The organism is Priestia sp. FSL P4-0332, from assembly GCF_038005845.1.
In the GTDB taxonomy this organism is placed as follows: domain Bacteria; phylum Bacillota; class Bacilli; order Bacillales; family Bacillaceae_H; genus Priestia.
Window position 1 is genome coordinate 2,429,897 of sequence record NZ_JBBOUA010000001.1, and the last position, 22,599, is coordinate 2,452,495.

The 22,599-nt window shown below is 36.8% G+C and carries 20 protein-coding genes and 1 other annotated feature (1 of these 21 running past the window's edge); of the genes, 17 read left to right on the forward strand and 3 right to left on the reverse strand.

Annotation, left to right across the window (positions count from 1 at the left end):
• Positions 1 to 133 (forward strand) — a binding site (T-box leader) (it extends 96 nt beyond the left edge of the window).
• Between the two features lie 53 nt (positions 134 to 186).
• On the forward strand, positions 187 to 1,404 hold the full coding sequence (gene thrS / locus MKY06_RS12270; protein WP_098277878.1) for a threonine--tRNA ligase: 1,218 nt from the start codon (positions 187 to 189) through the stop codon (positions 1,402 to 1,404).
• A 764-nt stretch (positions 1,405 to 2,168) separates the two neighbouring features.
• Positions 2,169 to 3,569, forward strand: a complete 1,401-nt coding sequence (locus MKY06_RS12275) for an amino acid permease (RefSeq protein WP_013057094.1) — start codon at positions 2,169 to 2,171, stop codon at positions 3,567 to 3,569.
• Positions 3,570 to 3,635: 66 nt separating this feature from the next.
• On the opposite strand, the gene MKY06_RS12280 is transcribed toward MKY06_RS12275, so the two are convergent.
• The gene (locus MKY06_RS12280) at positions 3,636 to 4,844 is read right to left on the reverse strand and encodes an MFS transporter (RefSeq protein WP_340960757.1); all 1,209 of its coding nucleotides are present in this window, start codon (positions 4,842 to 4,844) and stop codon (positions 3,636 to 3,638) included.
• Between the two features lie 256 nt (positions 4,845 to 5,100).
• Between MKY06_RS12280 and MKY06_RS12285 the strand changes: the two genes are divergently transcribed.
• The 9 genes from MKY06_RS12285 to MKY06_RS12325 all read left to right on the forward strand — a co-directional run bounded on the left by MKY06_RS12285 (position 5,101) and on the right by MKY06_RS12325 (position 15,208).
• Positions 5,101 to 5,562 carry a MarR family winged helix-turn-helix transcriptional regulator gene (locus tag MKY06_RS12285; RefSeq protein WP_013057096.1) on the forward strand — a complete coding sequence of 154 codons (462 nt, stop codon included), beginning with the start codon at positions 5,101 to 5,103 and terminating at the stop codon, positions 5,560 to 5,562.
• Entirely contained in the window at positions 5,559 to 8,228 is a 2,670-nt protein-coding gene (locus MKY06_RS12290) for an MMPL family transporter (RefSeq protein WP_340960760.1), read from the forward strand. The genes MKY06_RS12285 and MKY06_RS12290 overlap by 4 nt, the downstream gene beginning before the upstream one ends.
• 264 nt (positions 8,229 to 8,492) lie before the next feature.
• Entirely contained in the window at positions 8,493 to 8,657 is a 165-nt protein-coding gene (locus MKY06_RS12295) for a hypothetical protein (RefSeq protein WP_013057098.1), read from the forward strand.
• A 294-nt stretch (positions 8,658 to 8,951) separates the two neighbouring features.
• The gene (locus MKY06_RS12300) at positions 8,952 to 10,076 is read left to right on the forward strand and encodes an ABC transporter ATP-binding protein (protein ID WP_098277881.1); all 1,125 of its coding nucleotides are present in this window, start codon (positions 8,952 to 8,954) and stop codon (positions 10,074 to 10,076) included.
• Positions 10,077 to 10,179: 103 nt separating this feature from the next.
• Entirely contained in the window at positions 10,180 to 11,166 is a 987-nt protein-coding gene (locus MKY06_RS12305; RefSeq protein ID WP_098322388.1) for an SIS domain-containing protein, read from the forward strand.
• Positions 11,167 to 11,282: 116 nt separating this feature from the next.
• On the forward strand, positions 11,283 to 12,569 hold the full coding sequence (locus MKY06_RS12310; protein ID WP_028408490.1) for an ABC transporter substrate-binding protein: 1,287 nt from the start codon (positions 11,283 to 11,285) through the stop codon (positions 12,567 to 12,569).
• Positions 12,570 to 12,584: 15 nt separating this feature from the next.
• Positions 12,585 to 13,466 (forward strand): carbohydrate ABC transporter permease, encoded by an 882-nt coding sequence (locus MKY06_RS12315; protein ID WP_098277883.1) that lies wholly within the window; start codon positions 12,585 to 12,587, stop codon positions 13,464 to 13,466.
• Positions 13,466 to 14,350, forward strand: a complete 885-nt coding sequence (locus tag MKY06_RS12320; protein WP_057273200.1) for a carbohydrate ABC transporter permease — start codon at positions 13,466 to 13,468, stop codon at positions 14,348 to 14,350. The genes MKY06_RS12315 and MKY06_RS12320 overlap by 1 nt, the downstream gene beginning before the upstream one ends.
• Before the next feature lie 15 nt (positions 14,351 to 14,365).
• Complete coding sequence (locus MKY06_RS12325) at positions 14,366 to 15,208, forward strand: fructoselysine 6-kinase (RefSeq protein WP_013057105.1); 843 nt, start codon at positions 14,366 to 14,368, stop codon at positions 15,206 to 15,208.
• Positions 15,209 to 15,249: 41 nt separating this feature from the next.
• On the opposite strand, the gene MKY06_RS12330 is transcribed toward MKY06_RS12325, so the two are convergent.
• The gene (locus tag MKY06_RS12330; protein WP_013057106.1) at positions 15,250 to 15,981 is read right to left on the reverse strand and encodes a GntR family transcriptional regulator; all 732 of its coding nucleotides are present in this window, start codon (positions 15,979 to 15,981) and stop codon (positions 15,250 to 15,252) included.
• A 294-nt stretch (positions 15,982 to 16,275) separates the two neighbouring features.
• On the opposite strand from MKY06_RS12330, the gene MKY06_RS12335 reads away from it, so the two are divergent.
• The 4 genes from MKY06_RS12335 to MKY06_RS12350 all read left to right on the forward strand — a co-directional run bounded on the left by MKY06_RS12335 (position 16,276) and on the right by MKY06_RS12350 (position 19,211).
• Complete coding sequence (locus MKY06_RS12335; RefSeq protein WP_289914287.1) at positions 16,276 to 17,295, forward strand: STAS domain-containing protein; 1,020 nt, start codon at positions 16,276 to 16,278, stop codon at positions 17,293 to 17,295.
• 188 nt (positions 17,296 to 17,483) lie between these two features.
• Positions 17,484 to 17,912 carry an SRPBCC family protein gene (locus MKY06_RS12340; RefSeq protein ID WP_029321843.1) on the forward strand — a complete coding sequence of 143 codons (429 nt, stop codon included), beginning with the start codon at positions 17,484 to 17,486 and terminating at the stop codon, positions 17,910 to 17,912.
• Positions 17,913 to 18,248: an ArsR/SmtB family transcription factor gene (locus tag MKY06_RS12345; protein WP_013057109.1), complete on the forward strand. Its 336-nt coding sequence runs from the start codon at positions 17,913 to 17,915 to the stop codon at positions 18,246 to 18,248.
• Positions 18,249 to 18,431: 183 nt separating this feature from the next.
• The gene (locus MKY06_RS12350) at positions 18,432 to 19,211 is read left to right on the forward strand and encodes an MBL fold metallo-hydrolase (RefSeq protein ID WP_098277885.1); all 780 of its coding nucleotides are present in this window, start codon (positions 18,432 to 18,434) and stop codon (positions 19,209 to 19,211) included.
• Between the two features lie 80 nt (positions 19,212 to 19,291).
• On the opposite strand, the gene MKY06_RS12355 is transcribed toward MKY06_RS12350, so the two are convergent.
• Complete coding sequence (locus MKY06_RS12355; protein WP_176525729.1) at positions 19,292 to 20,095, reverse strand: alpha/beta fold hydrolase; 804 nt, start codon at positions 20,093 to 20,095, stop codon at positions 19,292 to 19,294.
• A gap of 334 nt (positions 20,096 to 20,429) precedes the next feature.
• Here MKY06_RS12355 and trhO point away from each other — a divergent pair, with 334 nt between their 5' ends.
• Both trhO and MKY06_RS12365 read left to right on the forward strand, forming a co-directional pair.
• Positions 20,430 to 21,398 carry an oxygen-dependent tRNA uridine(34) hydroxylase TrhO gene (gene trhO, locus MKY06_RS12360; protein ID WP_055990891.1) on the forward strand — a complete coding sequence of 323 codons (969 nt, stop codon included), beginning with the start codon at positions 20,430 to 20,432 and terminating at the stop codon, positions 21,396 to 21,398.
• A gap of 207 nt (positions 21,399 to 21,605) precedes the next feature.
• Positions 21,606 to 22,463: an SMP-30/gluconolactonase/LRE family protein gene (locus tag MKY06_RS12365; RefSeq protein WP_053487279.1), complete on the forward strand. Its 858-nt coding sequence runs from the start codon at positions 21,606 to 21,608 to the stop codon at positions 22,461 to 22,463.
• Positions 22,464 to 22,599: the final 136 nt, after the last annotated feature.

Here is a 22,599-nt window from a genome sequence, read left to right on the forward strand (position 1 = left end):
CACCTTGGAGCTGCGGCGGGGAATGTGTATACACTGAAACCGCAACCGGTAGAACCGTTATCTTTTTAAGCGTAAAATACGTATGGGTATTTTACGGAATTAGGGTGGTACCACGGCCGCATTCGTCCCTTTACTAGGGAAGAGTGCGGTTTTTTTGTTAAATAAAAACATATTGGAGGAATGAACATGTCAAAACAAATGGAAGCAGAAAAGCGAAATCATCAAAAATTAGGTCAAGAACTGGAGCTGTTTATGTCAATAGAAGAAGCTCCTGGTATGCCATTTTTCTTACCTAACGGAATGATTATTCGAAACGAGTTAGAGAACTACTGGAAACAAAAGCATTATAAAGCAGGCTATCAAGAGATAAAAACACCCATCATGATGAAACAGGAGCTGTGGGAACAATCAGGGCACTGGGAGCACTATCATGAGAATATGTATTTTTCAAATGTTGACGAACAAAACTATGCGATTAAACCGATGAATTGTCCGGGAGCCATTTTATTGTTTAGCAGCAAGCGAAGAAGCTACCGAGAACTTCCGATTCGATACGCAGAGCTTGGATTAGTTCACCGTCACGAGCTTTCTGGATCTTTAAACGGATTGCTAAGAGTCCGTTCATTCACACAGGACGACGCTCATTTATTCGTAGAACTCAGTCAGATCGAAGCTGAGATTAGCCGCATTCTAGCGTTTATCCATGACTTTTACTCACATTTTGGCTTCGATTACAAAGTGGAGCTATCCACACGACCTGAAAAATTCATGGGAAATATTGAAACATGGAACCAAGCAGAAAAGTCGCTTCAATCTGTGTTAAGTGAAAAAGGCTTAGACTATCAGGTGAATGAAGGAGACGGAGCTTTTTATGGGCCGAAAATCGATTTTCATATTTTAGATTCCTTAGGTCGCAGCTGGCAGTGCGGAACAGTTCAGCTTGATTTCTTAATGCCAGAGAAGTTTGACTGTATGTATATTGGAGAAGACAATAAACCTCATCGTCCCGTAATGATTCACCGCGCTATATACGGTTCCGTTGAACGATTTATGGCCGTCTTGATTGAACATTACGAAGGTCAATTTCCTCTTTGGTTAGCTCCTGTTCAACTCAAACTATTGCCTATTGCACCGCCGCATGTGGAATATGCATATAAAGTGAAACACGAGCTGGAGTTAAAAGGGTATCGTGTTGAAGTAGACGATCGCATTGAAAAAATAGGGCTGAAAATTCGAGAAGCAGAAATGCAGAAAGTTCCTTATATGGCCGTGATAGGAGATAAAGAAGTGGAAAATGAATCGCTTGCTATGCGAAAGCACGGGAAGAAAAATATAGGAACAGTAAGTGTGGAAGAGGCAGCTGTACACTTGAATAAAGAAAAGAATTCAAACAGAGTTTATTGAAGCTATTTACCTTACTAAATAGAAAAATCCGATTTTTTTAAGTCGGATAGTGATTCCCTTCATCTTGTCTTACACCAAAATGAAGGGAATATTGAACTAGAAGGGTATAAGATAATATATATCAGCAGTATAACTTTTGCCTTAGACAAACGCCGGTATTTTATAAAAAAATTTATCTTATTCCATTCGAATCGTTTGTACGGGATGAAGCTGAAGCCTCATCTGATGGTTTGTTCATGTTCTGCTGATTTCGCTTTTTTTTAGAAGGAGAGTAAAAAAGAAATTTAAACATAAAGTACACTCCTAATGCTAGTAAAATACAGCCCATAAGTAAGTTAAGCATCTCTCTCCGCCCTTCATACACTTCAGTTTTCATCATTATAACACCGGGTAAGATAAAACATTCATTGTTCTGTAAATAATCTCTAGGTCAGGAATTTATATCTGAAGATAGTTAGTAAAAAAGTTATCTAAAAACATATAAAATAATTTTTTAGAATATTATTTTTATTCAAACTTATTATACATAAGCACAATGATAATCTCTTTATTTAGTTTATAAATCCAAAATAGAGCAATATTAAGAAATCGCTTACAAAAACTCTTGAAATATATATAATGATATTAGTATACTAATAGACAAGTTAGTAATTATTTCTATATAATTACTTCTGTATCTGAAGTAAAAACGCGCAGCCAAATAGGGAAAACGTCATTTTCAAGTTTTTTTAAGGGATGAGTGGCAACAGAGAGGAGAGAGTGCATTGGGAAAACTATTTAAAAAGAAGTCAATCGAGCAATTATTAGAACAAAGTCAAAACAAATCTCTAGTCAAAACATTAGGAGCATTCGATTTGACTCTTCTTGGTATTGGAGCCGTAATAGGAACAGGGGTTTTAGTATTAACAGGCTTAGTAGCTGCTAACGATGCTGGACCAGCCGTTATTTTTTCTTTTATATTGGCTTCTATTGTATGCGGTTTTGCAGCGCTGTGCTATGCGGAATTTGCTTCAACTATACCTGTATCTGGGAGTGTTTACACCTATACATATGCAACCATCGGCGAAGTGGTAGCACACTTAATGGGCTGGACGTTGCTTTCTGTCTATTTGTTAACAATGTCAGCAGTAGCAAATGGATGGTCTTCTTATTTTAACAACTTTTTAGAAGGCTTCGGTTTTTCACTGCCAAAAGAATTGATTACGATCCCTGCAAATGGAGGTCTAGTGAACCTTCCTGCTATTTGTATTACACTTCTTATTACATGGCTGCTTTCAAGAGGAACAAAAGAAAGTAAAAAAGTGAATAACTTTATGGTGCTGGTTAAATTATTTATTATCCTTCTCTTTATTATTGTAGGAGCTTTTTATGTAAAACCGTCTAATTGGACTCCTTTTATGCCTTATGGAATTGAAGGTGTTGTGACAGGGGGCGCGGCCGTATTTTTTGCTTTCTTAGGTTTTGATGCCTTATCTACATCAGCAGAAGAAGTAAAGAATCCGCAGCGCAATTTGCCCATTGGAATTATTAGTTCACTTGTGATCTGCACGATTATTTATGTAGCAGTATGCCTTGTTATGACCGGAGTTGTTTCGTACAAAGAACTGAATGTCCCAGAAGCAATGGCCTATGTTCTCCATTCAGTAGGACAAAATGCAGTGGCAGGAGTTATTGCTGCAGGAGCTGTCATTGGAATCATGGCTGTTATTTTCGCCTACATTTATGCAGCAACACGCATTTTATTCTCCATGAGCCGCGACGGCTTGCTGCCAAAAGCATTTGCTAAAACAAATGAGAAAACAGGAGTTCCGACTCTTTCTACTTGGCTAGTAGGGATTATCGGAGCGTTAATTTCAGGGTTTATTGATCTAAAAGAACTTGCGAATTTAGCAAATATCGGAGCTCTTTTAACTTTCGGCATGGTGGGCGTCAGCATTATCATCTTACGTAAAACGCACCCAACTTTAAAACGTGGATTTACAATGCCGTTTGTACCTGTTTTACCAATTTTATCTGTATTATCTTGTTTATTTTTAATGATTAATCTTCCTAAAACAACATGGCTGTATTTTAGCATATGGATTGTGCTTGGTATATTTGTATATGTCGGTTATTCTCGTAAACACAGTCGATTAACAAGTAAAGAAATGAAAAAAGCGAGTTAAAAATAAAAAAAGAGCCTTTCAGCAAAGAAAGGCTCTTTTTTTATTTTTTGTTCGGTTGTTAGAGAATTAGGACGATTGTTCACTATGTTTTTTGCGTGTTTCCACAATAAAAAGACAAGTGCTGATAACAAAAGCCGTTCCTACAAAAATGGCGCCGACCCAAGGAAGTGAAGTGAGTCCCATATGGTTAATAATCACGCCCCCGAAAAAGGCGCCAAAAGCATTTCCTAAGTTAGCAAACGAGTGATTCGAAGTAGAAGCTAAAGCAGGTGCTTCCTGTGCTAAGTTCATAATTTCCACTTGAATACCAGGCATTACAGCAAATGCTGCTGCTCCCCAGAAAAAAAGCGTGATAATTGCTGCTGTTGGGCTTTTAACGGTAAACGTAAAAATAGTCAGCACAATACAAAGAAAAGCAAATATACCTACAACCGAAGGCATTAACTTCCAGTCTGCAAGCTTGCCTCCAACAACGTTTCCGAGCGTAACGCCGCATCCATATAATACAAGTATCCACGTAACGCTATGTTCACTTACTCCTGTAACATCTTCAAGAAGCGGTGTAATGTACGTAAAAACAGTAAATAAACTGCCGCATCCTATTGCGCTTAAAAGAAGCATCACAAGAAGTTTTGGTTGAGTAAAAGCAGCAAACTGCTGTTTTAGACCCGTTAATTTGTCTTGACCAAGCTTTGGAATAAACAGAATAATACCAATAAATGCAATAATCCCCATAATCGTAATAGCCCCGAATGAAGCTCTCCAGCCTAAGTGTTGCCCAATAAATGTTCCCACAGGAACCCCGATGATATTTGCAATGGTTAAACCTGCCATCATCGTTGCGACAGCACTTGCACGTTTATGAGGTTGTACGAGTCGTGAAGCAATAACAGCGCCTACTCCAAAGAAAGTACCGTGACATAATGCCGTAACTAAACGAGCTCCCATTAAAATTCCATAGCTGGGTGCAATAATAGCAATTGCATTTCCGAGAATAAATAAAAGCATAAGTAAACAAAGCAGAAGCTTTTGAGGAAGTCGATGAGTAAAAATGGTTAAAATTGGCGCGCCGATTGCTACTCCTAAAGCATAGCTTGTAATTAGCTGGCCAGCAGTCGAAATGCTAACATGAAGGTCTTCCGCAACGTTAGGCAGTATCCCCATAATAACAAATTCCGTCATTCCAATAGCAAAAGCTCCAAGAGTCAACGAGATGAGAGCAATTGGAAAGGAATCTTTCTTACTGACCTGCTCATTAGCATGCATTGTATTCATGTGTGATCACCCTTTCTGTGTATAAAATTTATATCTCCTTGAAAAGAAGTCAATTACTAATAATACTTAAGTGATGGAGCTTTGACAACCAAAAAAGATGATGTAAGCGGTATCTTTTGGGATTTCTATTTATCTTTATCATATATGAAGACAGTCGGACATAAATTTATTGACAGAATAAAGTTTAGTCCTATAAACTATTTTTAAAGTTGAATAGTTTATACCTATAAACTAAATGAATAAAGGAGAGAAAACAGTGACAAAAAGCAAATTATATCAAGCTGTAGAACTTTTTGAAGAAGTGCTGTTTGTAGGAACAGAAGTAATTCATAGAGAGATCAGCCATAACCTCTTTGAACATGTCTCTAGGCAGCAGTTTGATTTGTTAAATAGTTTAATGATTAAAGGTCCGTCTTCACCTGGCAGTCTTGCAGTCTTGCAAGGTGTTCATAAAAGTGCCATTTCGAATCGAATCAAAAAACTGCTCGAAAAAGGGCTTGTGGAATGGGACGCTAATGAACTAGAGAGCGATAAACGTTCTAAGCTTATTAAGATTACGGCTGAAGGCGAAAAGGTAATAAATGACGGAAATGCCGCGTGTTTTAGTATCATTGAGAATTTGTTTGATGATGTAGAAGAAGAAAAAATAGATACATTTATTGAAATTCTTACAATGGCAAAAGAAAAGTTAACTACAAAAGGGGAAAGCAAAGAATGAAATTTATTGTGAAATTTAAATGGGTGATTGCGGCCTTCATTTTAGCTTTAACAGTTATATTGATGCTAACGGCACCAAATTTAGCAAAGCTCGCAAGTGAAAAAGGACAGTCTCAGCTTCCCGAAGATTCCGTTTCATCTAGAGCCAGCCAAATTCTAAAAAATGCCGGAGAAGACAGTAATACCATCAGCATAGTTGTCAAGTTAGATAACGCATTAGATAAAGATAGTGAGAAACAAATACAGAAAATCATTGATAAGACAGAGAAAATTAAAGGTGTAAAAGATGTCACAACGCCTTTAACAGATGATCAAGATGTTCGTAATCAATTAATGTCTAAAGACAAAAAAACCGTTTTAGTTCCGGTTACTGTCAGTGGATCGGATGAAAAAGTTGAAAAAATAGCGAATCAGATTTATGATAACGTGCCAAAAGACATTACGGCATATGTAACAGGTGCATCTCTTATTAATCAGGATTTTGCACACAGTTCAGAAGAAGGGTTAAAGAAAACCGAGTTTATTACTATCTTTTTGATTTTAGGTTTGCTTTTACTCGTTTTCCGTTCAGTAGTGACGCCGTTTATTCCTATTTTAATTGTGGGAATCACATACTTAATCAGTCAATCGTTACTAGGGATTTTAGTTAAAAATGTCGATTTTCCAATTTCAACGTTCACGCAAACGTTCTTAGTAGCTATTTTGTTTGGAATTGGTACGGATTACTGCATTCTTTTACTTAATCGTTTCCGTGAAGAATTGGCAAACGGACATGATAAAGTAGAAGCCACGATCACGGCTTATCGGACAGCAGGAAGAACGCTATTTATCAGCGGAATTGCCGTATTTATTGGTTTTGCCGCCATCGGATTTGCCAAGTTTGCCATTTTCCAGTCCGCTGTCGGGGTAGCAGTGGGCGTAGGTGTACTGCTAGTCATTTTATTTACTCTGCTTCCACTTTTTATGGTTACACTTGGAGAAAAATTATTTTGGCCGTCTAAAAAAGTGGCTTCTCATAGCGATAATAAGCTGTGGGGCTTTTTAGGAAAAAAGGCAGTGGCGCGACCGTTCGTGTTTTTAGTCATTACAGCCATTATTACCGTGCCTTTTATTGTAACGTACGACTCAAAAGTATCGTTTGACTCTACTGCTGAAATAAGCAGTGATTATAAATCTATAAAAGGACTAAATGCTATCAGTGATGCACTGGGAGAAGGAAAAGCGTTTCCTGTCAATGTTATTATTAAAGGAGATAAAGAGTTAACAAAGGCGGATGTTATTCCTTATTTAGGAAATATCAGCAAAGCAATTGAAAAAGTGGATCACGTGGATTCTGTTATGACTATCACACAGCCTACCGGAGAAAAGATTGATGATTTATATGTTAATTCACAGCTAGGCTCTGTATCAGACGGAATCAAAGATGCTGTTAAAGGAATCGGAGATGTACAAAAAGGATTAAGTGATGTTGAAAAAGGGCTAAATCAAATAGCTGACCAAACGGGTTCTGCTTCTAAAGAGAAATCTGGCGGGTCGCTTGCACCTGCTGCAGACGGATTAGCTCAAATTAATCAACAGCTGCAGCTTGTTAGCACACAGCTCTCTACAACAGGAAATGTGCAGCAAGCGGTCCCGCAGCTTGTTGCAATCAGTAAACAGCTTACTGCCATTCAAACCGGTCTCCAACAAGCAAATGAGAATCTTTCAGCTCAGCAAGGTCAAGTTGGAACGCTATCAGACAGTATCAATCAGTTAGCAAAAGGAGTTAAAAGTGCGAATGACGGACTGACGAAGATCTCAGATGGCTTAACAAAAGCAACAGATATGCTTGATAACATGAGTGACAGCTCAACAGTTAGAGATACGGGTATTTATCTTCCAGCAGAAGTGATGAAAGATAAAGGGTTTAAACAATCCATCGATAACTATTCTTTTGCAGATGGAAAAGGAGTTAAGCTCAGTGTAGTGCTCGATCAAAATCCATATTCTGAAGAAGCCATTTCAACCGTAAAAAATATTGAAAAAGCGGTGGCAAGCGAAGTCGTTGATACGCCGTTTGAGCATACAGAAATTGTGTACGGAGGGGTATCGAGCTCAAATGCGGATTTAAAAGATTTATCTACAACGGATCTTTCACGCACAATGGTTATTATGATGATTGGATTGTTTATTGTGCTGACCATTTTATTCCGTTCAATGATAATGCCTGTATACATGATTGCTTCACTGCTGCTTACGTATTATACAGCAATGGGAATCTCAGAGCTTCTATTCGTGGATATAATGGGGAATGACGGAATCAGCTGGGCCGTGCCATTCTTTAGTTTTGTTATTTTAGTTGCCCTTGGAATTGACTATTCTATTTTCTTGTTAGACCGTTTTAACGAAGAAGTAAAAAGCGGCGTAGCAGTAGGGATGGTTACGTCTATGAGTAAGATGGGGTCGGTTATTATCACTGCTGCTATTATCTTAGCCGGAACGTTTGGGGCTATGATGCCATCGGGTGTATTAACACTTGTTCATGTAGCAACGGTTGTTATTATTGGTCTTTTACTTTATGGCCTTGTCATTCTTCCGCTTCTTATGCCAGCGATTGTCGTAACGCTTGGAGAAGGAAACTGGTGGCCGTTTATTCGGAAAAAAGAAAAATACAAAGTAGAAGAATAACTTGTATATGCTAGCTGTATCAAAAATCAGATATTTGTTAGGAAATAGTGATAAACGCCTGTATAGCGTTAAACATTATATAGGATAAAAATGAAGGATAGATGAGCGTCATAAGAATGCTCTATCTATCCTTTTGGTATTATTGGAAAACGTGAGTATAGTTTAAAAGCACAATCAAGCAGGTGCTTTTATAAATACACCTAGTCGAATAAAAGACCTCTTATCAGGAAAACCTATAGTCAAAAACATGAGGGAGGTTCTTTTATGAAATTTGTAAATTTCTTCGCTAATCAGCGAGACAAACGACGAGAACAAATGCGCGAAGCAGGAACATGTCCAGATTGCTTAGGGAAACGATTCCACCATATTGGACTTTATTTTGTACATGTTTATGAGTGTCCGAGCTGTCAAGGCAAAGAAGATATGTAATAAAATCTTCAGAAGTAAGGCAAAGGCAGTCTCTATGCAGATTATGATCTGAAACCTTCTTATTTTAGAGAAGGTTTTTATTTTTTTGAAGGTGAACGGTTGCTTGTATGTTTTGTGTTAGCAACCTTTACATATTTATTTTCTGTCTAACTAGATTCGATTAGTATAGTTATTAAGTTACTTTAATGTCTCAAGTTAGCAATTTAAATAAAAAGGAGGAAAGGATGAAGGAAAAAGAGACTCGTAGCTTGCAATACTGTATTTCGAATATTAAATATGAGGAGCTGATGCTAGATGGCAACGTTACATTTAGATAAAGTATATAAAATATATGATAAAAAGAATATCGCCGTAAATGATTTTAACCTTCAGATTAAAGATAAAGAGTTCATTGTATTTGTTGGACCTTCAGGCTGTGGTAAGTCTACTACGCTGCGAATGATCGCTGGTCTAGAAACAATTTCAAAAGGTAATTTTTACGTTGATGGAAAGCATATGAACGAAGTAGCTCCAAAAGATCGTAATATCGCTATGGTTTTTCAAAACTATGCTCTTTACCCTCATATGACAGTTCGAGAAAATATGGCATTTGGTTTGAAGTTAAAAAAAATAAAGAGAGATGAAATTGATAGACGTGTAAATGAAGCCGCTAAAATGCTAGGACTAGAGACATATTTAGAGAGAAAACCAAAAGCTTTGTCAGGAGGGCAGCGTCAGCGAGTTGCTTTAGGTCGTGCTATTGTTCGGGAAGCAAAAGTTTTCTTAATGGATGAACCATTATCTAATTTGGATGCGAAGCTGCGAGTACAGATGCGTGCTGAGATTATTAAACTGCATCAAAGGCTGCAAACAACAACAATCTATGTGACGCATGATCAAGTGGAAGCTATGACAATGGCTACTCGCCTAGTTGTTATGAAAGACGGGATTATTCAACAGATCGGAACTCCTCAAGATATTTACAGCCATCCTAGGAATGTATTTGTAGGCAGTTTTATTGGATCGCCCGCAATGAATTTTTTTCGAGGGTATCTCCAAGGCACTTATTTTATAATGGGAAAAACTAAAATACAGCTTCCTGATTTTCTAATACACGCTTTACATTCTCAAGGTCATAATGAGAAAGAGGTCATAATGGGTGCGCGTCCTGAACACATTGTATATCATAAAGAGGATAGTAAGAGAGAGTTGAACAATGAGTTTTGCTTCACTACGACACTAGATATGATAGAGGTACTAGGTGCTGAAACAATTTTATATGCTAGTTTAGAAAAGCAAACGTTTGTCGCTCGAGTGCCTCTTTTATGTGAGTTTGAAGCAGGGGACAAAGGCGCTTTTTCGTTGAATTTAACCTACGTGCATTTCTTTGATGGAGAAACAGAAGAGCGCATTTCTACAAATGTAGATAAAAAAGTTTAATATTCTGATAAATGTATTGACTAGTTAACGATTGCAGTTTAATATAACAATATATAACATTACATAATGTTGTATATCATATTTTATTTAAGGAGTGGGGAAAATGAGCAAAACAGTAGTGAATGTAAAAAGTGATGTGCAAGCCGTATTAAACGAATTAAAAAGCAAGCAAATTCGTAATGTGTTTTTCGTCGCATGTGGAGGATCTTCTGCGATCATGTATCCAGCTAAGTATGTACTAGATCGAGAAGCTCAACATATTACATCCGATTTGTATAGCTCGAACGAATTTATCCACCGCAATCCGCAGCAGCTAGGAAAAGACTCCTTAGTTATTTTATGTTCCATGTCAGGAACAACTCCTGAGACTACAGAAGCAGCTAAGTTCGCTAAAAGCAAAGGCGCTTATGCTGTAGCCTTAACAAATGAACCTACTTCACCTTTAGCACACAGCGCAGATATTTTTATTAAGTATGAATGGGGCAATGATATCGATGCTTTTGAAACAAACTTAGGCGTTTTATATCAGCTTGTATTTGGTCTCTTATACGTAGCAGAAAAAAATGATAAGTTTGCAAAGTTAGTTACTAGCTTAGAAAATTCACAGTCTGTTTATGAAAAAGCTCTGAAATACGAAGCGAGCAACGCAAGAAAATTTGCTGAATCACATAAGTCTGAACCGGTTATTTATACAATGGCCAGCGGTTCGAACTATGGAGCAGCATATTCATTCAGCATCTGTATCTTGATGGAAATGCAGTGGATTCATTCTCACGCTATTCACGCTGGAGAGTATTTCCACGGTCCATTCGAAATTATTGATGCAAACGTACCGTTTATCATCCTAGCTGGACTAGATGAAACGAGACCTTTAGAAGAACGCGCCTTATCATTCTCTAAACGATATGGAAAGAAATTAACTGTTCTAGATGCAAAAGCATATGACTTCGAAGGAATTGATAAAGATGTGCAAGGGTATATTGCTCCTCTTGTATTAAACCGTGTACTGCGTCAGTATGCCGAAGAATTAGCTGAAGCACGCAATCATCCTTTAAGTAAAAGACGCTACATGTGGAAAGTAGAATATTAATAATCTCCTAATAAAGATAGAAATCTGTATATTTTCCTTACGAGTTATACTATAATGTTATAAAACATTATAGTATAACTTATATATGAAAGCACTTACAATAAGGGGGTTTCTATATGAAAAAGACAAATTTAATCTTAGCCTCACTTTTAAGTTGTTCTTTAATGCTCGGGGGATGTGCTGGAAAACAAACGTCTTCAGACTCAGACACAGGAAAGACAACATTAACATTCTTTCACAGATGGCCAAAAGAACCTGAAAAAAGCTACTTTGAAGAAGTTGTAAAAGAATTTGAAAAACAGCACCCTGATATTGATATTAAAACAGAAGCGGTCTTAAACGATTCATATAAAGACAAAATTAAAGTTATGACAGGCACTAATACCCCTCCTGATGTGTACTTTTCTTGGAGCGATGAGTTTGCTAGACAATTTGTCAGAGGAAACAAAGCCTTAGATTTAACCTCTTATTATAAGAAGGATTCAGCGTGGTCTTCCAAGCTTGTTCAATCTCAAATTAAACCATATACCGTTAATAAGAAAATTTACGGTGTTCCTGTCACAATGGATGGGAAAATGTTTTTTTACAACAAAGATATCTTCGATAAATTAGGATTAAAAGCGCCTACAAACTGGAACGAGCTACTAAATGTTTTAAGCGTGTTAAAAAAGAAGCATTATACAGCTTTAGAATTTGGAAGCCAGGATACATGGACCATTTCTCACTACGTAGGAACCTTAAATCAGCGCATGGTAAAGCCTGACGTTCTTTCAAAAGACTATAATTCAAAAACTGGGACATTCACGGATAAAGGCTATGTAAAAGCTCTAGAAAAATTAGAAGAATTAGTTCCTTACTTTAATAAAAATACAAATTCGATTGATCATGAATATGCAAGACAACAATTTTCAAATGGAAAAGCAGCTATGTTTTATGCTGAAACCGCTGAAATTAAGCTTTTCGGTCCAACGAAATTTAAGATTGGCATGTTTAATTTTCCTAAAGTAGAGGATGGAAAAGGAAATGCTACTAATTTAACAGGATCACCTGAAGGGTTTATGATTTCTTCTAAAACAAAACATCCAAAAGAAGCGATGGAATTTCTTGAATTTTTAACATCAAAACAAATGGGTGAAAAGCTAGTAAAAGAAGTAGGGAAATACAGTGCAGTAAATGATACAGCTAACAGCAGTAATTCAACACCGGAGCAATTAGAAGCAGTAGATAATATTTTACAAGCCAAAGAGATGGCTCCATGGTTTGATATGGCAATCGATGCTCGAATTGCAGATGCTTATTTAACAGGGGCTCAGCTTATGCTAAATGGTGATAAAACCCCTAAAGAAGTAATGAAAGATGTGCAAAAAGCTGCAGCGAGTGTTCGTGCTGAATCTAAAAAGTAAGGAAGTGAAAAAGCGATGTTAAAACGCAATAAGCTAACCCCTTATTTATATCTTTTTCCTGCTTTTGCTTTTTTACTACTTGTGTATATCCCTATTTTTCAGAATATTTGGGATAGTCTTTATGAGTGGAGCACATTTTCACCAGACAAAGTTTTTGTAGGAATAGATAATTATGTGCACTTATTTAAAGACCCTGTTTTTTATCAGGCACTCAAAAATAATATTCTTTATGCGGTCATTTCAATTATTTTTCAAGTGGGAGGCGGTCTAATTGTGGCTGCCGTTTTAGAAGATAAACTTATTCGAAAGTTTTCTCCTTTTTTTCGAACGGTTTATTTTTTACCAGTAGTCGTCTCGATGACCGTTATTGCCTTGTTGTTTACTTTTTTTTACAACCCTGAAGTAGGGCTTCTAAATCAAGTGCTCAAAATGGTCGGATTAGACTCATTGGCAAAACCTTGGCTAGGAGACAGTAATACAGCTATTTATGCAGTTATTGCTGTATCTCAGTGGCAGTCTATCGGCTATATCGCCATGCTGTATATTGTAGCGATACAAAAAATCTCACCTGAATTGTATGAAGCAGCTGAAATAGACGGCGCTAATAAATTTAAAATGTTCTTTCATATTACTGTAGCGCAAACAAAAGAAATGACATTTGTTGCTGTTATTTTAACGCTCACTGGTGCTTTTACAGTATTTAATGAACCTTATATTTTAACTGGAGGCGGACCGGGTACATCATCTGAAGTCCTAAGTACGTATTTATACAAAACAGCCTTTTCGAAAGATATGATGGGCTACGCTTCCTCAATTGCTACTGTCATTTTAATTATTACGCTGTTGATTTCTCTTGTTCAAATGAAAGCATTTAAAACAGGAAAGGAAGACGCTTGATGCAGATGCCTAAAACAAATGTCACCTTACCTAATGTTGTCAATACAGCCACTAAAGAAAGAAAAAAGAAGAGGTACACAGGTGTAACGATAGTATATGTCGGATTGATCATCTATTTTATCGTCATTGCGTATCCCTTGCTTTGGATGATTATAAGTTCTTTTAAAAGCACGGATGAAATCTTTACTCACAGCTGGTCTATGCCCCATACTTGGCTAATTGAAAATTATGTGACAGCGTGGAAAAGCGGAATATCTTCTTACTTTTTAAACAGTGTGATCGTCACGGGCGCGTCTTGTTTTTTGACGGTCCTGGTCAGTGCGTTAGGAGCTTATGGGCTATCACGCTTTGAGTTTCAAGGAAAAGCTTTTGTCCTTATTATATGTCTCGGAGGGCTTATGCTTTCTCCTCAGGTAAGTTTAATTCCTTTGTATAGCATTATTCAAAAACTTGGAATCTATAATACACACTTGGCACTGATTCTGCCTTATGTTGCTTATCGAATTCCTTTAACCATCTTGTTAATTCGAGCTTATTTTCTTTCGATTCCAAAAGAACTGGAGGAAGCAGCTCGGTTAGATGGATGTACAAGCTTGGGGATTTTATTTCGGATTTTCATTCCAATGAGCACGCCCATTTTATTAACAACGACAATTTTGACAGCTTACTACACATGGAATGAATTTATGTTTGCCATTATCTTTATCGACGACGACAGTTTGCGTACAATCCCAGCAGGATTAATGCAATTTAGAGACGCTTTGCAAACAGATTGGGGGGTATTACTAGCTGGACTGACCATTTCAGCAGCACCGATTGTTATGTTGTTTTTATTTATGCAAAAATATTTTATCCGTGGCATTGCTAACGGGAGTGTTAAATAATAGGAGGATAAGCAGATGAAACTAATTGGAGTAGGGGATAATGTAGTAGATTACTATAAAGACCAAGGAAAGATCTATCCAGGCGGCAACGCACTAAATGTGGCCGTATTTTATAATAGATTGAGCAATCATCAGTCTTCCTATATGGGAATCGTGGGGAATGACGAATCTGCAGAGCATGTAGTCAATACTCTGCAGCAAGAAAAGATGGATATTAGCAGAGTAAGAAGAGCTGTAGGGGAGAATGGAATGGCGGTTGTAACACTTGATGAACAAGGTGATCGGATTTTTGTAGGATCAAATAAAGGGGGCGTTCAATCTAGATTAAAACTAATGCTGAATGAATCGGATTTAACCTATATTCGTCAGCACGATCTTCTTCATACGAGCATTTTTAGTCATTTAGAATCTGACCTTCCACTGTTACATAAAGTTGTTGATATTTCCTTTGATTTTTCTACGAGATACGATGAGGAATATTTACAGCAAGTATGTCCATATATCAGCTATGCATTTTTCTCAGGAAGCAGCCTGCCAGAAGAAGAGTGTATGAATTTAATAAAGCGAGTACACTTGTTAGGAACCAGTGTCGTATGCGTGACAAGAGGAGAAGAGGGAGCTTTATTATCAGTCGAAAACCAATTATTTAAACAGCCTATAATTCCTACAAATGTAGTGGATACGCTTGGGGCTGGAGATTCTTTTATAGCTGGTTTTCTTTCTTCTTACCTACCAGAAAAAAACATAGCCAAAGCCCTCCATAATGGATCATTGGTGGCATCACAAACCTGTCAGAATTACGGAGCATTTGGATATGGAAAAGAATATAATGCAGACTGTGCGATGGTTTTAAAATGAATAAAATAGCGCCTTTGCTTTTAAAGCAAGGCGCTATTTTATTAAGAATTAGAACTGTCTATAGTGAACGTAACGCGATTCGCAGGGTAGTGTAGAAAAGATGAATGAATCGGTCTTTTTTGTGCATCATACGCCACTTTTTCCACTTTAAACAGCGGCTCTCCGACTTCACATTCTAAATGTTTTGCTTCATCCACGTTTGCAAATACCATGTTCAATAATTTTTTATTATGAACCGGAGCAATATTGTACTTATTTTTTATAGTATCGTACATTGAAACTGAATTATGGACGTGCTGATCTAAGTGTGGTAACAATTCTAAGGAGTAGTGAGAAATTTCTAAGGTAAGAGGCTGGTCGTCATAATACAGGATGCGCTGCAGTTCAAGGACTTCACTTTCTGGAGGGATTGATAACATCTTTGCCACATGAGCTTTTACAGGTTTTATACCAAAAGACAAAATTTTAGTCTGCGGTACTTTCCCTAATTCCGACATATACTCTGTATGCCCATTAACGGCAAACAGCTCTCTTTTAGCTTTTGGATATTGAACAAAGGTTCCTTTTCCTTGCTGACGTATTAGAAGGCCTTCTTCTACTAAATCTAATACGGCTTTTCTTACCGTAATCCGACTTACTCCGTATATATCGCACAAATCTGTTTCAATTGGAAGTTTTTCACCCGGAGTATAAACTCCTTTATTAATATCTTCTGTAATAGCCTGTTTTAACTGCATATATAAAGGCGTAGAGCTATGAGTATTTAGCTTCATCTTTTTCCTCCTCTTTTCTAAATACTTTCTTTTGAATATAATTATATTATAACGTAATGTGATGTTATATTACAATTTGCTTTTATTCCTTTTTATCATGTATGTTTGATACAAAAGAAAGAAAGGTTGGCGAATTCAAAGTTCTATAGCATTTACCTTTCTTTTCTATTAATTGAAAACATGGGTAATGGTTAGACAAGCAATAGAAAATATGCAACAATTTTTATTACCAGCTTCTTCAACATAAGATAAAATATAAAGAAGGTAAGAACTTTATAAAAAGGAGATTCCGCCATGGGTGAAAAAAAGAATATTGATATAGGTGGTCTTAGTTTTGCTTGGGATTTAGAAAAAGGACAATTTAGCTTTGAAGGAGAAGATGCGATCCTTTTTTGGATTTCTTCTGCGATGAAAACATTGTTTGACACAATCGAAGAAATATCTGGAGAAGAGGCAGCTTCTGTAGTACTGGAAACCACTGGTTTCCGACAAGGATTAGTAGTAGGAGAGTACTTTCAAAATATGAAAGGCGTAACGGTTTTTGAAGCGGCTGAGTTAATTACCAATACATACGCTTCGGCTGGATGGGGAAAAACCACTATCAAATATTTAAATCCTGAAAGTAAAACTCTATCTGCTGAATTAAAAGACAGTTGGGAACATAAAATTAACGTTGCGCAAAAGAAAACAAAGGGAGGAAATTTTCTTCCGGCCCATTATGCAGGGATTTTTACAGGACTATTCGGAACAAATATTTGGTACAAGGTGATTCAACATCAAATAGAAGGGCATGAATGCACCACAGTAGAATACTTCCCTTCCAACATTGATATCACTCAAAATATTCATCAATTAGCCAGAAGAAAAGAAGCGCAGAAAATAGAACATTTGCAAAACGTTGTAGCAGAAAAAACAGCAGAGTTAAAAGATCTTATTAAAAAGCTTTCTTCTCCTATTATTCCGGTTTTGGAAGGCATAGTCGTCGTTCCTTTGATTGGCAAATACGACGAGGATCGAACGGAAGATTTGATTGTCAATACATTAAATAACCTCCCAAAACATCAGGCTAATTATCTTGTGCTGGATTTAACCGGATTGGATAAAGAACTTACTGAATATACGGCAAGTCTTATTGAAAAATTAGGTGCAGCAGCGTCCCTGATTGGTACGAAAACAATTTTAGTAGGAATTTCTACTGACTTAGGGTTAGTTATATCAGAGACCCATATTGATTTATCAAAATATGATTGTTTTCAAACATTGCAGCACGGCATTCATTATGCATTGGCACAAAGCGGACGAAGCATCGTTTAAAAGATATATTTGAAATATAACAAAATGCACTCATTCAGCATTATAACAAATCTCTTTATCAAAGAACGGAAATGTATTGAAGGATTTTATTTTTCAAAAGAGGAATTGACATGAAACCAAAAGGTGTTATATTATTTTTATATAAAACTTTTTGGTGTTATTTTTTAAAAAGGAGAATGAAGATAACGATGAATGATAAAAGTGTAGTAGAAGATGTAAAACAGACGATAATATTTAACGCGCCGATTCAAAAAGTTTGGGATAAAGTAGCAACTGCAGAAGGGCTCCAACAATGGTTCATGCCTAATGATTTTCAGCCTCAGGTAGGATATGAATTTCATTTACAATCGCCTTTTGGACCATCTCCGTGTAAAGTGTTAGAAATAGATGCACCAAACTATCTTTCTTTCTCTTGGGATACGGATGGATGGGTCGTTTCGTTTACCTTAAAAGAAATGGGTAATCAAACTGAATTTACACTTATTCATAGCGGGTGGAAAGAAGCTGAAACACTTCTTGAAAAAGCAAACGAAAAGAGTTCAGTAGTACGAGATAGAATGAGCTACGGGTGGATTAGTCTCGTAAATGAAAAACTTCGAAAGATTGTTGAAAACTAAATGACTTCATCAGCTCCCAAGCATGATATCTTTCAAGCCATTGCTGATCCTACTCGAAGAAAAGTACTTGAGCTGCTTTCTGAAAAAGAATTGCCTATTTCAGAAATAACGTCTCATTTTTCAATAAGCCGTACCGCTATTGTCAAGCATCTTCATATACTTTCAGAAGCAGACTTAGTCCATGGACAGAAAAAAGGCAGAGAAAAAGTGTATTATCTTCAGCCAGAGCCTTTAAAAGAAGTACAAGATTGGCTTTCTTACTACGAGCAATTTTGGACGAACAAATTATCTATTCTTCAGCATATTGTTGAAAGAGATGAAGAAGGAAATCAATAGAAAAAGCATAAAAACGTTTTTTATAGGGAATATAGCAAAGCCAGTCGTTAAAAAGACTGGCTGTTTTACATAAAAGCTGGTTTTATTCTAGAAGGACAAATAAAAGAAAGATGCAGAACAACATAGGACATTTCTTGAAATGAAAAGATAGACCTTTAGAAGAAAAAAGGGGGAAACAGAGCAATGAACAAGCTTTTATTTTACGGGACGAGCGATGCTCAAGGAGTGCCTCGATTATTATGTGACTGTAAAGTATGTACACAAAAAGATCAATTAAATCAGCGCACAAGGCCTAGTGCACAGTTTACAATGGACGGTAACGTGTTTTTGATTGACGTATCACCTGATTTTAAACATCAATTTCATTTATACAATAACAAAAAAATCCCTTCTACCGTTTTTATTACTCATCCTCACAATGACCATGTGGCTGGTTTAGGAGATTTAGCTGATTTATGCTATTGGAATAATGTAAATACAGAAGTCGTAGGAGCGCCTGAAGTCATCAGCGAGTTAACCGAAAGATTTCCTTATCTCGCAAAAAGAAAAGGGCTTACCTTTAAAGGAACGTTAAAATGGCATAGTAGAGAAACAACCATTACGTTTCATAAAGTTAATCACGGATTTAACGGTCATTCCTACGGCATTGTGGTTCATCAAAAACAAGGCGAACGCTGGGCGTATGTATCCGATTCTTTTAACGTGACAAAAGAACAGTGGCAGCCTTTTTACCACTTAGATTTACTGATATTTGGTACATCTTTCTGGAAAGAATATCTTCAAAAAGAAAAAAGATCCGTATATGACGTGACAGAGGCAATGGAGATCAAAGCGAAGCTACAGGCAAAAACCATGGTGTTTACTCATTTATCACATAATATCGATATCCGAAAGCACGCCGAGATGCTCTCAGATGAAAACGTAAGCTTTGCCTATGACGGACGCGAGATTTTATTACCCTAAGTATAGTAATACATAAACGCATAAAAGGTTTCATTTAAAGAAGCAGCGGAGGTAAAGCGCTGCTTCTTTAAGCTTGTAAATTAGATATGTTCGATAAAGTCGATCACAACTTTGTTAAACCGATCGCTTTCTTCGAGAAAAGGGCAGTGGCAGCTGTTCTCAAAAACTTCAAGTACAGAACCTGAAACCAGCTTTTGAATATGTCTTCCAGCTGCTACCGGAATGAGTTTTTCTTCTTTTCCAAAGCACAGTAAGGTAGGGATTGTAATAAACGAGAGAAAATCTCGATAGTCCACAATGGATTGATCAAACAAAATAGCACTGGCTATTGACTCAGGCATTTTCGTTACTTCTTTCATAATCCAATGTTTATCTTCTTCAGTTAATTCATCCTTAAACATAAGCGGAATAAAATTTTTTAATGTACTTGATCGATCAAGCTGAATACCCTGCATAAGCGAAATAAGCGCAGGTAAATCAAATGCACCGATCGGAAAGTCGGGCCATTTAAAGTCTGAAGCCATTTCATCTACAATAATATTCCCTTTTACATTTTCTTGACCAAATTGTTTCAAATATTCCCACACAACAAAAGCACCCATCGACCAGCCTACTAATATGACGTCTTTTAATTGATGAGTGGTTATAAACTCATGCACATCACGAGCATAAGTGGAAATTGTATGGCCATATGGAGTATGACTTGAATTTCCATGTCCTCTTAAATCCAAAAGAATAGTTAGATACTGTTTTGAAAAAAAAGAAAGCTGGTTATGAAAAAAACGACTGCTCATCCAAACTCCGTGAATGAAAATAATAGGTGTTCCTTCCCCTTGTTGTTCATAGTACAAAGTTGCACCGTCTTTTAATGTATAAAAAGGCATCATTTTCGCCCCCCACCTCAAAGATTTATATCTCATCATGTATGCGCGGGAAAATTCATGTAGAACGTATCGAGTCAATAAAATTTTTATTGAAGAACAAATCCTAGAAGTGAACGCTTTGATATGTTATACTATTACAGGCTTAAATACTGTATGTTTTTGAAACAATCATTCACTGTAATACTTTTTAGATAGAAGCATCCTTATAAAAAGGATGTTGTTTTTGTCGTAATGTACCTTTAAGTAATGAATTGTTACCATCAATTCGGTTCACAATAACCGACCTACATGCATTATATCTTGCAAATATAAACAGATAGGTGGAAGAAGCAACATGACTGAAAGAAAACCATATCAAGTACTACTATATTATTTGTACACACCAATTGAAAATCCTGAAGAGTTCACAGCTCAGCACTTGGCATTTTGTAAAGAGCTTGAATTGAAAGGACGCATTTTAATTGCGGCTGAAGGGATCAATGGAACGGTATCAGGAACAGTTGAACAAACAGATAAATACATGGAAACGATGAAAAATGATCCTCGTTTTGAAGGTATTGTATTTAAAATAGACGAAGCAGATGAACATGCGTTCAAAAAAATGCACGTGCGTCACCGCAAAGAATTAGTAACTCTTCGACTAGAAGAAGATGTGAATCCTCTTCGCGTAACGGGTAATTACTTAAGCCCAAAAGAATTTTATGAAGCGATGCAAGATGAGAATACGGTCGTAATTGATGCAAGAAACGATTATGAATACGATTTAGGTCACTTCCGAGGAGCTGTTCGTCCGGATATTCGAAACTTCCGTGAGCTTCCTGAATGGATTCGCGACAACAAAGATCAGTTTGAAGATAAAAAAATCTTAACGTACTGCACAGGCGGTATTCGCTGTGAAAAATTCTCTGGATGGCTTCTTGAAGAAGGTTTCGAAGATGTAAGCCAGCTTCACGGAGGTATTGTAACATACGGAAAAGATCCTGAAGTACAAGGTGAACTATGGGACGGTCAGTGCTATGTATTTGATGAGCGCATCAGCGTACCAGTTAACCAAAAAGAGCATGTGATTGTCGGAAAAGACCACTTTACCGGCGAGCCTTGTGAACGCTATGTTAACTGCGCAAATCCAGAATGCAATAAGAAAATCTTAGCTTCTGAAGAAAATGAACACAAATATTTACGCGCTTGTTCACATGAATGCCGAGTGAGCCCTCGTAACCGCTATGTAAAAGAACACGGTTTAACAGAAGAAGAGTTTGCAGCACGTGTTAAAGAGCTTGAAAAAGAACACGTAACTTTATAATAAAAAAAGCAGCACGCTATACAAAGCGTGCTGCTTTTTTTATGAAAAGATTCTCTTAGAACCTGGTGTTTAAAGAATGTCATACAACGGGTATTTATGAAAAAGGAAAGATATTCCTAGCTTTTTTAATTTGTTTAAAAGAATATTTTTTTGAGAAAGCGATTATAAAAAAATGGTTGTACATAAAAACGAAAAAGGAGCTTAAAAATGGAAGCAAAAATTGAAAAAAAGTACGATGGCCGTTTGCTTGAAGGACCCCTATGGGATGAAGAAAATCAAAAATTAGTACTAGTAGACATCTTAGATAAAAAGCTTCTTACGTACGATCCAAAAACGACAACCTTAGAAGATATTACTCTTCCTTCAGTCGTTACAAGCGTTTCTAAAACCAATCATTCAAAATTGATTGTCTCCACCCATAATCAGCTGCTTTTGGTTGATAAAAACAAAAAGAATCATGAAGAGTATATCCGTTTAGATACTCTTGAAAAAACCATGCGTTTTAATGACGGGAAATGTGATCCATATAATCGCTTTTGGATTGGAACGATGAGTGAAGAAGATGAAGAAGGAAAAGCCCAGCTGTACGTAGTAGATGAAAAAGGTGTAATTAAGAGTGCTAAAGAAGGATTAAGCGTGTCAAACGGGCTAGCTTGGAATCGAACAGGAGACAAATTCTTTCTAGTCGATTCACCGAAAAATAAAATTATGTCTTATTCATTTTCGAAAGAAACAACAAGGCTCGAAGATGAAAAAGTGGTGATTGACCTTTCAGATATGGACGGGTTTCCTGATGGAATGACAATTGATGAACACGACCGATTATGGGTAGCGCTTTGGGGAGGTTCCAAAGTTATTTGTGTAGATCCAGATAAAGGAGAAATTATAGAATCTATTCATCTTCCTGTTTCCAATGTAACCTGCTGTACATTTGGAGGAGACGATTTACAAACCTTATTTATCACCACAGCTAAAGAAGAAGAAAAATACGAAGAAGCTGCCGGCTCTCTTTTTTCATGCCGAGTAGGAGTAAAAGGCGTGCCGGCTTATACTTACGTATATTAGATAAGCGCTTATCAAAATGTAATGATTCCTAAAGACCAGTAACGAGAGATTTTACATGCAGCTTCTACAATTCCTTTACATTGTGTTCACTTCTTTACATTTTATTCTTTATGTGGAAGAGGAATAAAATATGTGG

Coding starts and splice junctions, on each gene's coding strand:
- thrS (WP_098277878.1), top strand. CDS start 187: ATGTCAAAACAAATGGAAGCAGAAAAGCGAAATCATCAAAAATTAGGT.
- MKY06_RS12280 (WP_340960757.1), bottom strand. CDS start 4,844: ATGAATACAATGCATGCTAATGAGCAGGTCAGTAAGAAAGATTCCTTT.
- MKY06_RS12290 (WP_340960760.1), top strand. CDS start 5,559: ATGAAATTTATTGTGAAATTTAAATGGGTGATTGCGGCCTTCATTTTA.
- MKY06_RS12295 (WP_013057098.1), top strand. CDS start 8,493: ATGAAATTTGTAAATTTCTTCGCTAATCAGCGAGACAAACGACGAGAA.
- MKY06_RS12300 (WP_098277881.1), top strand. CDS start 8,952: ATGGCAACGTTACATTTAGATAAAGTATATAAAATATATGATAAAAAG.
- MKY06_RS12305 (WP_098322388.1), top strand. CDS start 10,180: ATGAGCAAAACAGTAGTGAATGTAAAAAGTGATGTGCAAGCCGTATTA.
- MKY06_RS12310 (WP_028408490.1), top strand. CDS start 11,283: ATGAAAAAGACAAATTTAATCTTAGCCTCACTTTTAAGTTGTTCTTTA.
- MKY06_RS12315 (WP_098277883.1), top strand. CDS start 12,585: ATGTTAAAACGCAATAAGCTAACCCCTTATTTATATCTTTTTCCTGCT.
- MKY06_RS12320 (WP_057273200.1), top strand. CDS start 13,466: ATGCAGATGCCTAAAACAAATGTCACCTTACCTAATGTTGTCAATACA.
- MKY06_RS12325 (WP_013057105.1), top strand. CDS start 14,366: ATGAAACTAATTGGAGTAGGGGATAATGTAGTAGATTACTATAAAGAC.
- MKY06_RS12330 (WP_013057106.1), bottom strand. CDS start 15,981: ATGAAGCTAAATACTCATAGCTCTACGCCTTTATATATGCAGTTAAAA.
- MKY06_RS12335 (WP_289914287.1), top strand. CDS start 16,276: ATGGGTGAAAAAAAGAATATTGATATAGGTGGTCTTAGTTTTGCTTGG.
- MKY06_RS12340 (WP_029321843.1), top strand. CDS start 17,484: ATGAATGATAAAAGTGTAGTAGAAGATGTAAAACAGACGATAATATTT.
- MKY06_RS12345 (WP_013057109.1), top strand. CDS start 17,913: ATGACTTCATCAGCTCCCAAGCATGATATCTTTCAAGCCATTGCTGAT.
- MKY06_RS12350 (WP_098277885.1), top strand. CDS start 18,432: ATGAACAAGCTTTTATTTTACGGGACGAGCGATGCTCAAGGAGTGCCT.
- MKY06_RS12355 (WP_176525729.1), bottom strand. CDS start 20,095: ATGCCTTTTTATACATTAAAAGACGGTGCAACTTTGTACTATGAACAA.
- trhO (WP_055990891.1), top strand. CDS start 20,430: ATGACTGAAAGAAAACCATATCAAGTACTACTATATTATTTGTACACA.
- MKY06_RS12365 (WP_053487279.1), top strand. CDS start 21,606: ATGGAAGCAAAAATTGAAAAAAAGTACGATGGCCGTTTGCTTGAAGGA.